Source organism: Brevibacillus sp. HB1.1 (genome assembly GCF_013332445.1).
Lineage (GTDB): Bacteria > Bacillota > Bacilli > Brevibacillales > Brevibacillaceae > Brevibacillus > Brevibacillus porteri.
In genome coordinates this window covers 64,316-77,326 of sequence record NZ_JABMIV010000002.1, presented here as the reverse complement: position 1 = coordinate 77,326, position 13,011 = coordinate 64,316, and the positions used below count along the sequence as shown (strand labels likewise).

The following is a 13,011-nucleotide window of genomic DNA, read 5'->3' as shown; positions in this document are numbered from 1 at the left end:
GTGATGATCCCGATTTTAAAACGAATAAATAGCCTAGCGAAAAAACAACGCGAAGATGGTCTAACCCAAAAAGAAAAAGAAGAACAAAAACAACTCCGTCAAGAATATCTGAAAATCATCCGAGGCCAAGTCTTGCACACATTTTCTGGGCTAACTATATTAGACCCGTTGGGTAATGATGTGACACCAGAAAAATTGAAAATCGCTCAACAAAAACAGATGTTCAACACAAATGATGAATCATGAATATGAAGTCTGGCGTCGAACAGGCCGTATATGCTCTTCTAGTGCTAACTCGACTACCTAGACAGGCGATGTTATCTGGTGAAGCCCTAAGTCAACAGCTCCACGTCTCTCCAACTTATTTGCAAAAGTTAATGAGAAGACTTGTACAGGCCGGGATTGTTTTATCCGTCCCTGGAGCAAAAGGCGGCTTTCGACTGCAAGCTTCACCAGAAGACATCACCATTTATGATGTGTTCATGGCAATAGAAGGCGTGAAATCTCTCTATCGTTCGACAGGAATTTTAGAAGGGATGTTGCAGTTAAATGAAAACAGCACCTGCTTGCTATCCGATGTGATGGACGAAGCGGAGGATGCTTGGCAGACTGTATTAAAACGTCAAACGATCGCTTCTTTACACAGAGAATTAAACGCAAACTGTTCCACTGATGATTTGATGAAGTTGGATTCGTGGTTAAAAGGTGCAATTCGTTAAAAGCGAATGATTTTAGAACAAGGAGGAAAGAAGATGTATGTTCGAGTGGTAACGATCAGCAGCAAAACGGGAATGGAGGAAAAACTGCGCCAAATAGGACGAAATGTTCTTGTTCCTATCAACAAAGACGCAGGATGTGTAGATGTTTACTTCATGGAACCTAGCTTAGAAGCGAACAATCCCTATTTCGGTGTCGTAAGTGTTTGGAGAGATAAGGAATCTTTGGAGAGCATGAAAAACAGTAAAAATTATTGTGAAATGCTTCAAGATATGGGGCCTTTCATTGAATCTGTAAGGGATCATTTATATGTGGTAGATTAATTTGTCATTTTCTAAGGAAGGACTTTTAGAAGAATGTCAGGAAAAAACATATATCGATAGTAATAATACTTTTACGGCCCTGGTTGGGCATAGGGTCAAATACTTCTGTCTGATACAATATTTCAACGAACAAAAAGAGGTAAACAAAAGAGGAAACCACGTAACGATCACTTGGTTTCCTCTTTTGTTTATTTACTGTAGAAGTGAGGTTGGCTGATTGGCTGGTGCAGAAAGTTGATTTGGATCTGCCATACCGAGTTTTACTCTCATGTCTGCATTGAGCTTATCCATCTCTTGGATGAAGTTTTTACTAGAATTGATAATTCTCCGATTTGAATCTTCGGTAATTTGGATTGCACTATACACATCATTAAATGCCTGCTGCAACTTATTGATTGCGATACTTGGTTGCTCCAGCATCGAGGTGATTTCTTGTGTATTCTGTTTTAAGCTTTGAGCATTGGCTACCAGCATATCCTCAATGGCTTGATTGGTATTTTGTACGGCTTCGATTACCTTCTTCTGATTATTCAAGGCCAACTGAATCGCAGCGGACACTGTGACAACGTTTTGCGTCATTGTAATCGCGTTAAAGACAGCTTCATCCAACTTTTCGTTATTGTCCGCAATAACATCAACAGAAGCGATGGATTGTTGTAAAATGTTGATCATTTGACTCATATTTTTTACTCTTGTTACGACTTTGACCATTGCTTTTTCAAATTCGGGTTTGCGAAGTTGATTTTCAGGCTTATTACTTTCAACTTCAAGCATCTCAAGCAACTTGTTACCGAAGTAAATCCGTTTTTCTAATTCATAAATATTTTCACCGGATTTTTTCTTAATGTATTTCAAGTTAATGACATCTTCTTTTAACTTGTAACTGCCATTAAGCAAGGAGGCAATGATGTTATCAATTTGTGTTCTAACGGATTCATATTTTCGAATATAGGTGGAAATTGGGTTTTTCCCTAAGATTCTGTTGAAAAGATTGCTGATCCCACCGCTTTGAAAGATTTTATTAGGATTCAATTCTTCTGTGCAAGAACGAAGCTTTAAGAGTGTATTGGGAATATCATTGTTTTTCCCATCCATCAGATCTTTCACAGGTCGTTTTAGAATTTCGAGAGATTCAGCGGCATTTCGTTGGGTGCTTTCACCCAAATTACCCAGCTGCTCAAAAATTGAATCCATCTGGATTTGATTATCAGTTTGCAGCTGGCGTACCACATTTTCTGCTTCAGATTGGATCTTGATGATGTCTTCTTGTTTAACTAATTGGACAGCCTGTGTCGTCATTGCTATAACACGCTCCTTAACAGTAATTAATAAATTTCTTTGGCATTATATTTTTCGGTAATAAGATTAAGCTTTCTCTCCAACTCATAGATGTCGTGTTGTTCAATGGATGTAGAGATCACTTTCAGCTTTAGGTTAATGTCACGGAGACCGTCTAATAATTTACGCCTATTATTCAACTTGTTTTCAACACTCAGCCTCAAGAAGGGGTTGATGACACTATTCAAGTCTTTCATAACGAGCATTTTAATATCATGCTTCGTTTGCGCACTACCGAGCGTTTCTATGTAGGGGAGGAGAGTATCGATCTTAGAACAAAGCTTGGTTGTCTTTTCGGAAATTTCATCATCGAGGTTGCGCTTGTCATTTTCGTTAACCACAATTTCCTTAATAATTTGTAGATACTCTCGTATTTCTGATGAGTAGGTAGATTCCGGTTCCCTTTTCGTTTGTTCACTCTCCGCTTCAGTAGAAGTAATTCTCTGGTCCGGTTCTGGTACCGTGAATCTACTTAATTGCTGCTCTTTCTTTTCAGCAAAGACAAACCCTATGGCTGTTGTTAGCAAAGGTATGGCTAACATAATAAAAGTCGGAAGTATCGTGGATGCAAGTAAAGCTATGAAATATCCCGCTACAGCACCAAGGAATGCATATCTTTTTCTGTATCTAACTCTTTTTTTCATCTTTTATCCTCTCTTTCTTACTTGTTTATCGGAAACCTTGTAAACCATAATCAATTGGGGAGGAACAATGAGTTGGGTATGCGATTTGACCCATCCTAGTTGGGTTCCCTATATATTCTTGATTTTAGCATTTTATGTCACATTTTGTTTAATAGATTCTACATATTTCTATGGACCAACTAAAAGTGTGTATTGCATGTAGAACAAAAAAACAAGAAAACGCTAGTGTGATAATGATTTTGCGATATATGGCACGCTTTGTATGGTCGAATCACAGCTTTCTATCGAGCAGCTTGCGCTTGGTGTGAAGTTTGATGATAATCGCTCGATTGACATCTTTCTGTTTGGCAAAAATGATTACGAAGGAGGAGAACTCTCTGAAAGGGATTTCTTCAAATTCGTAAATAATCACATTGTCAGGAAATATCAACTTGGGGGGATGAGCTGCCACGGATAGTCTACTAGGACACTAAGTTGGAATGGACGCGGCCACACAGGCATAGTTGCCTTGTTGAAAAGGTTACTGACCGCACCATCTAAAGGGTGGAGGATCATGACTGAATAACTAGTTCAATTAAGTAGTCATGGAGAGGAGGATTGGTGAGAAAAGGAAACAGAGGTTGAATGAAAAAATCAATTTTTTCATCACAAATTGAAAATTGAATCACAGTAAAATTTATTTATTTCGTTATAATGACTTTCAGTTCATAAAATCGATATTTCATGAACTGAAATGAAAACGGATCATTCACTAGTAGAGGAACAAGTACATAGAGAGTCTATTCTCGAATAATTACCTTATAAAGAACGCTAAGTACTTTAATGTGCCTTGACATTTGTTTATCTATGTGGAATTTAAAACCTTCTATGAAATTAATACGCAATTATCACGCGTGTTATAGCAGTATGTTTGTGTCCTCATTAATACGACACAAACATACTGCTAAACGCTAAAATCAGACCTTATTAGTAGTATGTTTGTGTCGCCAGACAACAGAAATCTCATTACATTTACACCTAACCGATTTCTACTCTTTTTATCAGTTTACATAATATATATTATCGGACTCAAAATGAAATGCATAATTTCTGAAAGGGGTACTCACCTGTTCTTATAAGCTAGGTGTCACAAACTCCTTCTTACATGGATCTAAATTGAAAGATAACGCAAAATAAATAGCTTTTCCCATCTATCAGTGCCATAAGACATACATGCATTACCGAAACTTGCTCTCATATAAACCTAATTAGTAATAAGGAGCTTTTTCAGTATGTTTATCAGCTTCACAACACACTAAGACATTCATCATCCATCTACATAAACGGCATAATTCCACTTAAATTTCATTATAATAAAAAAATTCATTTTAAATAAAAAACACCATTTACATTTATTGTAAATTCATTTATATTATAATTAAGATCACTATAACTAAAAACGCCCGGAGGTCCCCAAATGACCAAAGTAATCCCAAAATCCAAAACGATCACCTCTACACCGAAAAAAAGATCGTACGAAAATACCTTGAATAACCTGGCGCAGTACCTTGAACGAAATAAGAAAAAATAACCAATAAAAAGAGTGCCACTGGAGGCACTCTACTTTGGCGTTTATATGCTTTTCTTCTCTCTTTCTTCCCCGTTTACCCCAACTTCTATTCTTCAGCCGTTCCCATCCAATTTAACAAGTAAAAATCTGTTACCAATCGTGCGATTTGTCCCTCGGCATCGTAACCGATATAGCTCGCGTAGCTGCCGTCTCCCCATCCTGTTGAAAACATAGCGACATTACAGCCTTCCCCTATATTGATCAGACCCCAACTACGCGTGTGTTTATACGTTTGGTCCATTTTCTTCGTTAACGTCTCATAAAACATCTCGTCCTTCTCCATTTCTCGTTCCAAAAGGGCGCAAGCTTCTGCATCCATGAACGAGCCTGTACCCGCATCCACACCGTAACCAAAAAACTCTCCTTCGCCAAGCTGTGACACATCTGACTCTGCCCAAACAGCCATTTTCCAAGACACGACAGGTTTGTCTGAGAAGGCAATCCGTGCCAATGCTACCCGTTCATCTGGCTCGAGAGAATCATCCGTTTGCTCTTCCTTTAACAGGGATTGAACTTGCGCGATAGCGAGCTGTACGGAGAATCTCCCCTTTGGGAAAACCTCCTCAAACGGTTCCGTCTCAAACATGACAAACGGATCATTCGCCACGATTTTTCCTGTTTTCACCTGAAGCTTGCCCATATCTTGGCGGAATAACCGATATAAATAGCCATCCTGCTCTATCGTATACCCTTCGTCAAATGCCGTTTCAAAAAAGGCAGGGTAATTATGTTTCATGATTCCATCCCCTTTTTCTATCCTCTACATAAAATCCCACTGACGATAGTTTGCCAGTGGGATGTCGTCTGCATGCTAATTTACTTGATCAGAGCTGCGTCCAGCGCCACTTCAATCATTTCATTGAAGGTTGTTTGGCGCTCGTCAGCGGATGTTTCTTCACCCGTCAGGATGTGATCACTTACGGTGAGAATAGACAATGCGTTGCGCTTGTATTTTGCAGCCAAAGTGTACAGCGCGGAAGATTCCATTTCAACAGCAAGCACTTGATAGGATGCCAATTTTTTGTACAAATCTAGGTTCTCGCGATAGAAGCTGTCGCTCGTAAAGATATTGCCCACTTTCACAGACAGATTGCGCTCTGTCGCTGCTTGATACGCTTTGTACAGCAAATCAAAGTTAGCAGTCGGAGCAAAATCAACCTGATTGAGCAGGAGACGATTCGTTTGAGAATCGGAGGATGCAGCCATACCAATAATCACATCACGTACTTTGATGTCTTCCTGTATCGCGCCGCATGTGCCTACGCGGATCAAGTTTTGAACACCATAAGATTGCATGAGTTCATTGACGTAGATCGAGATAGAAGGAACTCCCATGCCCGTTCCTTGTACAGAAACGCGCTTACCTTTGTATGTACCTGTGAAGCCGAGCATGCCACGCACGTTGTTGTAGCACTCTGCTCCTTCGAGGAAAGTTTCAGCAATGTATTGGGCCCGTAGCGGATCGCCCGGCAGTAGGATGGTTTCAGCAATTTGACCTTGCTGTGCTCCAATATGGATACTCATAATCTGTTTGCTCCTTTATCAAGAAAAAATGACCTACTTGCCTATCGTACTACAAAAACCGAACAATGCAAAGTCAAGAGATCAAATGATTCCAGTGACTTAAGATTGCATGTTTGCACGAGACTTTTGAAAATAACGAATAAGCGATACCGACAGATGGCATCGCCTCGACAACGGTTTCATTCATTTAAGGGACATCACGTAATCCATTGCTTCCAAGTGATCTCCCAGGATCGTCTGGTTAACGCTCGGTTTATTCTTTTTTTGTGTCGCTCTTTTTCTCGTAAGCTTTGCTGATGCAATGTAAGGAGATGGCTCGACTCGCAATTGATTGTGCAGAGCAATGGCGTGCGCAACGGCAGGTACGACCAAATGTTGAACGCCGATGATAGAGGCAGCTTGTCGCGTCATGGCAAAAGGTAAATCGTACATCGAGGAAGTTCCTAGTTCATGTCGTGAAACTAAGGTATTGAGAAATGTCTTCGCTAGCAAAACGGTATCCGGTTCTATTGATGGTTGTCGAAGTGGTGTTATGGGCTTTCTCAAAGCGATGTCTGCTCCCTGGTAACATTTTCTGACAAAGGACTGCATGTCATTTGCAGCTACAACGTGATCCGCATCGAGAAACAGCCACACATCTCCTGTGGCCTCCTTGGCACCAATTGCTCTCCATACATCATCCCCTAATGGAAATGGGTACACAAACGCTGTGAGTGGACAAGAAGAATACGTGAGTATCTTTTTCACCGATTGATCCAGGCAGCCATCCACAACAAGTACGATTTCCATGGGCCGGAGCTTCTCAATTTGGTTGAGTACTTTTTTAATCGTCCGCTCGTGGTGAACAGAGAGAATGACACTTAACCGATGTAAATTCTGGCATTTTTCTTTGCCATTAATGTGCTCTTCTCTGCGTTTTTTTGTGGGATCTCGCATATTTCGCTTTGCGTTTGCCACCCCATCCACCGCCCTCCTTTACGCGCGATTCCAGATGAAAGACCGAGCGCAAATGCAGAACGTCTGTTGAATGCACCAAGTCGCGGTGTCGTTGTCCATCCTGATCTGCATGTCGGAGCTTCGTTCCACCCGTTAATAACTGGATTGCCTGCGCATGCTCCCGGTAAATCGTACGGATGTCTTTTCGTACGATATCACGAGTGCCGGTTGGTTGTTTTTCCGGAGAAAACGGGGCGATTGTCGTCATTTTGAGCCCCAAGGCTGATGCTTGAACCAAAGCAACTGCCGGATTGCATAAACTCTCGGAACCAATCGCCTCTAGAGCATTCCGGCTCAAGGCAAATGGAATGTTTTCAAAGGAAGCGGAGCCCATTCTTTTTTGACCAAGAAGATGGTTCAACAAGCAATAGGCACTTCTTGGTGAACGCTTTCCTCTTCTTGATAACGAGCGGTCCGAGCATGTCGTGATAATGACATCTGAACCCTTTTTGACTAGCATGACATATTTCTTCAAGTATAAAAGAGGCATGGCGAGGCGTTCGTCGATAAAGAGGACAACATCTCCCCTCGCGTGAGCAGACCCAATCGCTCTTGCCTCATGGCTGTCTACTTCCAAACCGGTTGAAATGACTTGTGCTCCCCATGCATTGGATAGGGTAGTTTCATGGGAGCTCACTCCGTTGCATACGACGATTACTTCCGTGTGTGGATCTATTCTTTTGACAGCAGAAAGCAGCTTTTTCGTATCCCTGGCGCTGTCACTTATTGGGATGATGACGGACACGGCAGGGTGATCATAGATTCGGTTGTCCATCTCACTCCCCCTCACCGGATGAAAAGTTATTACTCTAATGTACGCTCGGTTTCCACGATTGGACACGGCATCTATCCCTCACAACTCAACAAGAGATGACCTACATCACCGTCATTTCGCAAAAAAACAGGACGTGCATATTGCTACGTCCTGTTTTGATTCTCATTTTCGCATTAATAGAATCGCCGTTGAAGACTGCGCTCGCGGATTCGTTTATTCCTCTGTGCACGGGAAAACGTAAACACGATTAAGAAAAGGTTCATTCCTAACCAGACGATCAATACGCTATAGCGGGCCAGTGGATGTGTGTCGCTACTTTCTATATCCCCAAACACAGTAGTAGGAGCTGGAGCAGGCGGATCATGACGAAGCAACGGATAAGAGACGGCTAGCTTGCCAGCCTTAACAGACAGGTTCCCATCTGCTTTTAGCTCTACCAATGGCTCCACACCTTTGGGAACCGTCGCATACAAGTCCTCCTTGGCTGTAAAAGTCACGACCGAGTTGTTGCCAGGAACAGCTACTTCTGAAAAAGAATCCCCTTTTTTGGCGATTGGTTTGGTCTCAAATCCTTGAAAACCAAAGTCCAGTAGTTTTTTCACATCTTTGTATGCATTTGCACTTGTAGAGGCCTTCATTGTGACAGCGATGAGCTCCATTTCTCCACGCTTGGCGGAGCCTACCAGGGTATGCATCGCTTGATCAGTAAAACCGTTCTTGATACCCGTTGCACCTTCATAATCGCGCAGGAGCTTGTTGTGATTCACCAATACCGTTTCCCACGTTTGTCCATGCCAAGGCAACCGCTTCGTACCGACAATTTCCCTGAAAACGGGGTTTTTCATCGCGTACTGCGAAATTTTGGCCATGTCAGCAACAGTCGTGTAATGATTCGGATCATGCAGTCCGTGTGGATTGGTAAAATTCGTTTCGGTGACACCTACTTTTTCTTTCAAATACGCGTTCAAATCCACTGCAAAACGCTCTGTCGTCTGGCTCATATGCTCAGCAATCGCTGTACCAGCGTCGTTACCTGAATTCATGAGCAGTCCGTACAATAAATTGCGTAGGGAAATCTGTTCTCCCTCTTCCAAATAGACACGTGTACCTTCTTCACGGCGTGCTTTTTTTGAGACAGTGACAGTGTCATCCAGTTTCCCTTTTTCTATCGCGTAAATACCTGTTGCGATTTTTGTAATACTAGCAGGGTACAGCTTCTCATGAGGGTTCTTTTCAAACAAGACTTGTCCCGTTGTAGCATCAATCAGAATGGCTGATTGTCCAGTGAGAGTGTTAGGCTCCAGGCTTGATGACTCTTCGGCAAAAGCGGAAGACATGCCAAGGTTGAACAAAACCATCACCACAACGAGTAGGTTCGTTAGCAAAAAGCGCATGTTAGTCTATATCCTTTCCTACTTTGTCGCGTTTTTTCAGGTTACATTTGGTTTGTAGACAACAAAAGACGTTATTTCAACCGGATCCCCAACAAATCGTGAATCATTTTAAACTTAGGATTGTCCGCAAAAGCCTCTTCGAAGCCACTGACATGTTCTCTGTACAAAGCGGCGGCAGAATCCAAATCCTGCTTGACATACAAGGAAAATATTTCTTCCAATTTTTCTTCCAATGTCGTATCAACTTCTGCCGGTGTGAGAATTTCTTGACGCAAATTGTTCATCAACACGTCTAGCTGATGTGTGATCACAGACGCTTCATGAAGCTGCTCCAAGACATCTGTCGGAATGTTGCCCGCATACTTGTAGCGCAGTTCGTGTTCATTCGTCGCCCAGAAGTTCATGCCCAATGTACGGATTTGGATCTCACAAAAGAGTGTTTTCTTTTCGCTGCCGTGGTAGACCGTATAAGAAACAATCATGTGAATACTTCTGTAGCCGGAATCCTTTGGAGCTGCGATGTAGTCTTTGACATCGTGAATGACGATATCCTCCCGCTCCTGCAACAACTGGAGCACCTCGCGCACGTCGTCTACATAGCGACATACGACTCGAAGGCCCGCGATATCCTGGACTTCCTTGGCGACGTCACTTTGCCAATGATCTCCCAAAAAGTCGATTCCTTTTTCGTTCGCCTTCTTTACTAAACTGTCGACTTTTTTTACTCGTCCGACAACAAATTCAATAGGAGAATAACGGCCGCTTTTTAGAAAGCCGTATTTTATTCCTTTTAGTTTTAACTTTAGCTCTTCAACTGCCTGTTCATACGGCGCCAAGAAATGAACCATGTTGTTGAGCACCTTGCTTGGCACATTTGTGACTCTCATGAAGACACCTCCAATTACTTCCAGAGGAAAGGTGATGCATCAAAAAACGGCTGCGGATTTACATACGTATTACCCACTAACATGCCGTAATGAAGGTGAGGACCTGTAGAAAAACCGGTGCTACCCATTTGTCCAATCACCTGTCCCTGTTTCACTTCTTGCCCTGTCTTGACATCTAGCTTGGACAAGTGAGCATATATGGAAAAAATATTTAACCCGTGATCGATGATGATGGTATTACCTGTTAAGTATAAAGAGTCGGCCAGAACCACTTTCCCATGGTTGCTCGCCCAAATTGGCGTTCCTGTTTTGTTCGCGATGTCGATCGCCGAGTGCCGATTGGCTGGTACACCATTTACTACGCGTTGGTAGCCGAATGGAGTCGTTAATTTTCCGACTGCTGGCTGTTTAAACGGCTCCGAGAAATACGGAATCGCTCTCGAGTTTGATCTGGCTGCATTGATCTTTTTTTGATCAGCATTGATTCGATTCGTATCCTGTCGCATTTTGTTGAGCTGTTTACTTACCGTAAGCTTGTCTACTTCAAATTTTTTCGGTGCGATTGTCACTGATACGGAAAGCTTTTTGTCAGCAGATGTAACTTTATAGGTGCCCGCTTTCGTGTTAAAAGGAATCGGGATAAACCGGGCATACTCATCCTGTGTCTTTTGCAAACGATAGTTCTGAGAGAATACCGTTACGGTTTGTGGCTCTTTACTGCGTACAAAAATAACGTCCCCAGGATATGTCTTGGCTGGTGTTACGCTGATCGCTGGTTGTTGTTTCGTTGTATGGGCGTAAACCCCTTCTGCTGTCTGGCTGAATATGCTTGTCCCAGAGACGAGCGTCAATGCTGTGACCAACATGAGACTAACCATTGATTTGAACATAGACATGCTCCCTCCCATTTTCTAGTATAACAAAACACACCCCGAAATGAAAAAGAAAAAGAAGGCTAATGAGCTAGCCTTCTCCAATCATACCAAATGTAATCTTATTGTTTCTTCGAATAATCCGACATCATTTCCATGATGGATTGCACGCCTGTCAGCATTTCGCTTGCACGTTTGGTTTTTTGCGAGATGCCTTCAAAATCAAGCATCCCTTTTTTTCGATCGTTCCATCTTTTAAACAATTCTTCCGCCATATCGGGGTTGGTTTTGACCGCTCTAATCCGCATGGAATCTTCTAGAACCCACGCTTCAAATTCGGGATGCTTTTTTAAAAGCTGCTTTACTTCTTTTTTCTTCATAGCCGGACGTCGCTCCTTTCCACTGGACAAACGAGGATAGTTAACTGTTCGTTACACCATATGACTAGTCCGCGATTGTGCTTGTGTGTTTGCACCACCCAGGAAAGAAAAGGGCTTTTCATGGTAAACATAGAAAGGCCCCTTAAAAGGGACCTCTCTTCATCCAGCTATTTACTTGTCAGTACGTTAAACTTGGCGACCTGCCATTTGTTGCTCAGCGAAGCTCACCAGACGCTTGGTAATTTCGCCACCAACAGAACCGTTTTGACGAGAAGTAGTGTCTGGTCCGAGATTTACACCGAATTCAGATGCAATCTCATACTTCAGTTGATCCAAAGCTTGGTTCGCTTGAGGAACTACCAGATTGTTGGTTCCACCTTGGTTGTTAGCCATGATTGATTCCTCCCGACGCGTTTTTTCTCCCGGGACGGGGTTGAACCGTCAGCGTTTTGCTTCTCGCCTTGAGACCGGAAGTTGATTTCAAGAGGTGGTGTTGACCTCTTGTGGTACTATCATCCCACCGTAATAAAAGTACATGCACGTTTTCTCACGATATTTCAGTTGTAAAATCTGACAAGGTTGTCCCACTCCTTTATGCTATAATGGTGCGTATAGTTTGGTAGTGAGAGGGGCAAGGTTTTGTGAGTGATTCAGGAAAAGTACTGCTCATCGATGGCATGAGCTTTTTATTTCGCGCCTTTTATGGTTCTGCTTGGGGTGGAGCCTATCGCCAGACTTCAACAGGTGTGTACACAAATGCGGTTTATGGATTTACAAAAATGATGCTCGATTACGCAGAGTTGACGCGCCCTACTCATCTTGTAGTGGGCTGGGATGTCGCTTCGCGCGAGTCATTGGTTCGCAGTCAATGGTATGACGGCTATAAATCAAATCGCCAAGCGGCACCGGATGAGCTTATTCCTCAATTCGATTTGGTGAAAGAAGTAACGGATGCGTTCTCGGTTCCAAACTTAGGTTGCCCAGGCTATGAAGGCGATGATGTATTGGGTACGCTCTCCACACGTCTTTCCGAAGAAGGACACGAGGTCATCATTGCGACGGGTGATTACGATAGCTTGCAGCTCATATCTGAGCGAGTTAGTGTAAAAATCCTGAAAAATGGTGGCAAACACGAGCATTATAATCCAGCGAGCCTCTTGGCATTGCGTGGCATTTCACCTGAACAGGTCGTTGATGTCAAAGCTTTAATGGGAGATGCATCTGACTGTATTCCAGGCTGCCCAGGTATCGGCGAGAAAACAGCGACAAAGTTGATTACCGAGCATGGTGATCTGGACAACTTATATGTAAATCTGGCAAATTGTACGCCGAAAATGCGCAGCAAGCTGGAAGAGAATCGCGATCAGGTGTACTTGAGCAGAAAGCTGGCTACGATTATCCGGGATGTTCCGGTGGAGTATGCGCTGGAGGATGCCGTGTGGGAATACGATCGTCAAGTCGTTCAGAGCAAATTCGACGAGCTTGAATTCGGACGTACGATGGCAGCGAGAGTCAGCTAATTGGGGTCATAATCATCGGCTGAGAAGAAGCG

Annotated in this window: 15 protein-coding genes; 4 read left to right on the top strand and 11 right to left on the bottom strand. The window is 42.8% G+C overall.

Annotated elements, in window-relative coordinates:
• Positions 1–3 precede the first annotated feature (3 nt).
• From HPY27_RS05410 to HPY27_RS05400, 3 genes are read left to right on the top strand one after another with little or no spacing between them, the layout of a single operon-like run.
• The gene (locus HPY27_RS05410; protein WP_174224500.1) at positions 4–246 is read left to right on the top strand and encodes a DUF896 domain-containing protein; all 243 of its coding nucleotides are present in this window, start codon (positions 4–6) and stop codon (positions 244–246) included.
• Entirely contained in the window at positions 243–719 is a 477-nt protein-coding gene (locus tag HPY27_RS05405) for an Rrf2 family transcriptional regulator (RefSeq protein WP_173621885.1), read from the top strand. Before HPY27_RS05410 ends, HPY27_RS05405 begins: the two co-directional genes overlap by 4 nt.
• A 33-nt stretch (positions 720–752) precedes the next feature.
• Positions 753–1,040 (top strand): putative quinol monooxygenase, encoded by a 288-nt coding sequence (locus tag HPY27_RS05400; RefSeq protein ID WP_017248597.1) that lies wholly within the window; start codon positions 753–755, stop codon positions 1,038–1,040.
• A gap of 192 nt (positions 1,041–1,232) precedes the next feature.
• Here the strand turns inward: HPY27_RS05400 and HPY27_RS05395 are convergent, their stop codons facing one another.
• The 11 genes from HPY27_RS05395 to HPY27_RS05345 all read right to left on the bottom strand — a co-directional run bounded on the left by HPY27_RS05395 (position 1,233) and on the right by HPY27_RS05345 (position 11,852).
• Positions 1,233–2,339 (bottom strand): toxic anion resistance protein, encoded by a 1,107-nt coding sequence (locus HPY27_RS05395; protein WP_174224499.1) that lies wholly within the window; start codon positions 2,337–2,339, stop codon positions 1,233–1,235.
• Between the two features lie 26 nt (positions 2,340–2,365).
• Positions 2,366–3,022, bottom strand: a complete 657-nt coding sequence (locus HPY27_RS05390; RefSeq protein WP_174224498.1) for a UPF0016 family protein — start codon at positions 3,020–3,022, stop codon at positions 2,366–2,368.
• Between the two features lie 1,655 nt (positions 3,023–4,677).
• Positions 4,678–5,367: a DUF4241 domain-containing protein gene (locus tag HPY27_RS05385; RefSeq protein ID WP_174224497.1), complete on the bottom strand. Its 690-nt coding sequence runs from the start codon at positions 5,365–5,367 to the stop codon at positions 4,678–4,680.
• An 80-nt stretch (positions 5,368–5,447) separates the two neighbouring features.
• Complete coding sequence (gene deoD / locus HPY27_RS05380) at positions 5,448–6,155, bottom strand: purine-nucleoside phosphorylase (RefSeq protein ID WP_017248603.1); 708 nt, start codon at positions 6,153–6,155, stop codon at positions 5,448–5,450.
• 183 nt (positions 6,156–6,338) lie between these two features.
• The gene (locus HPY27_RS05375) at positions 6,339–7,091 is read right to left on the bottom strand and encodes a glycosyltransferase family A protein (protein WP_174224873.1); all 753 of its coding nucleotides are present in this window, start codon (positions 7,089–7,091) and stop codon (positions 6,339–6,341) included.
• Positions 7,051–7,926 carry a glycosyltransferase gene (locus HPY27_RS05370; RefSeq protein ID WP_174224496.1) on the bottom strand — a complete coding sequence of 292 codons (876 nt, stop codon included), beginning with the start codon at positions 7,924–7,926 and terminating at the stop codon, positions 7,051–7,053. The genes HPY27_RS05375 and HPY27_RS05370 overlap by 41 nt, the downstream gene beginning before the upstream one ends.
• A 173-nt stretch (positions 7,927–8,099) precedes the next feature.
• Positions 8,100–9,320, bottom strand: a complete 1,221-nt coding sequence (locus HPY27_RS05365; protein ID WP_174224495.1) for a D-alanyl-D-alanine carboxypeptidase family protein — start codon at positions 9,318–9,320, stop codon at positions 8,100–8,102.
• 71 nt (positions 9,321–9,391) lie between these two features.
• Positions 9,392–10,207, bottom strand: a complete 816-nt coding sequence (locus HPY27_RS05360) for a GTP pyrophosphokinase (RefSeq protein ID WP_017248607.1) — start codon at positions 10,205–10,207, stop codon at positions 9,392–9,394.
• A 14-nt stretch (positions 10,208–10,221) separates the two neighbouring features.
• Complete coding sequence (locus HPY27_RS05355; RefSeq protein ID WP_017248608.1) at positions 10,222–11,097, bottom strand: M23 family metallopeptidase; 876 nt, start codon at positions 11,095–11,097, stop codon at positions 10,222–10,224.
• Between the two features lie 104 nt (positions 11,098–11,201).
• On the bottom strand, positions 11,202–11,459 hold the full coding sequence (locus HPY27_RS05350) for a hypothetical protein (protein WP_017248609.1): 258 nt from the start codon (positions 11,457–11,459) through the stop codon (positions 11,202–11,204).
• 186 nt (positions 11,460–11,645) lie between these two features.
• A complete protein-coding gene (locus HPY27_RS05345) occupies positions 11,646–11,852 on the bottom strand; it encodes an alpha/beta-type small acid-soluble spore protein (RefSeq protein WP_007729231.1) in 207 nt (68 codons plus the stop codon).
• Between the two features lie 248 nt (positions 11,853–12,100).
• On the opposite strand from HPY27_RS05345, the gene HPY27_RS05340 reads away from it, so the two are divergent.
• Entirely contained in the window at positions 12,101–12,979 is an 879-nt protein-coding gene (locus HPY27_RS05340) for a 5'-3' exonuclease (protein ID WP_069844931.1), read from the top strand.
• Positions 12,980–13,011: the final 32 nt, after the last annotated feature.

What these genes read in the sequence shown, in the direction of transcription:
- HPY27_RS05410 (WP_174224500.1), top strand. Translation starts at nt 4, where the DNA reads ATGATCCCGATTTTAAAACGAATAAATAGCCTAGCGAAAAAACAACGC.
- HPY27_RS05405 (WP_173621885.1), top strand. Translation starts at nt 243, where the DNA reads ATGAATATGAAGTCTGGCGTCGAACAGGCCGTATATGCTCTTCTAGTG.
- HPY27_RS05400 (WP_017248597.1), top strand. Translation starts at nt 753, where the DNA reads ATGTATGTTCGAGTGGTAACGATCAGCAGCAAAACGGGAATGGAGGAA.
- HPY27_RS05395 (WP_174224499.1), bottom strand. Translation starts at nt 2,339, where the DNA reads ATGACGACACAGGCTGTCCAATTAGTTAAACAAGAAGACATCATCAAG.
- HPY27_RS05390 (WP_174224498.1), bottom strand. Translation starts at nt 3,022, where the DNA reads ATGAAAAAAAGAGTTAGATACAGAAAAAGATATGCATTCCTTGGTGCT.
- HPY27_RS05385 (WP_174224497.1), bottom strand. Translation starts at nt 5,367, where the DNA reads ATGAAACATAATTACCCTGCCTTTTTTGAAACGGCATTTGACGAAGGG.
- deoD (WP_017248603.1), bottom strand. Translation starts at nt 6,155, where the DNA reads ATGAGTATCCATATTGGAGCACAGCAAGGTCAAATTGCTGAAACCATC.
- HPY27_RS05375 (WP_174224873.1), bottom strand. Translation starts at nt 7,091, where the DNA reads ATGCGAGATCCCACAAAAAAACGCAGAGAAGAGCACATTAATGGCAAA.
- HPY27_RS05370 (WP_174224496.1), bottom strand. Translation starts at nt 7,926, where the DNA reads ATGGACAACCGAATCTATGATCACCCTGCCGTGTCCGTCATCATCCCA.
- HPY27_RS05365 (WP_174224495.1), bottom strand. Translation starts at nt 9,320, where the DNA reads ATGCGCTTTTTGCTAACGAACCTACTCGTTGTGGTGATGGTTTTGTTC.
- HPY27_RS05360 (WP_017248607.1), bottom strand. Translation starts at nt 10,207, where the DNA reads ATGAGAGTCACAAATGTGCCAAGCAAGGTGCTCAACAACATGGTTCAT.
- HPY27_RS05355 (WP_017248608.1), bottom strand. Translation starts at nt 11,097, where the DNA reads ATGTTCAAATCAATGGTTAGTCTCATGTTGGTCACAGCATTGACGCTC.
- HPY27_RS05350 (WP_017248609.1), bottom strand. Translation starts at nt 11,459, where the DNA reads ATGAAGAAAAAAGAAGTAAAGCAGCTTTTAAAAAAGCATCCCGAATTT.
- HPY27_RS05345 (WP_007729231.1), bottom strand. Translation starts at nt 11,852, where the DNA reads ATGGCTAACAACCAAGGTGGAACCAACAATCTGGTAGTTCCTCAAGCG.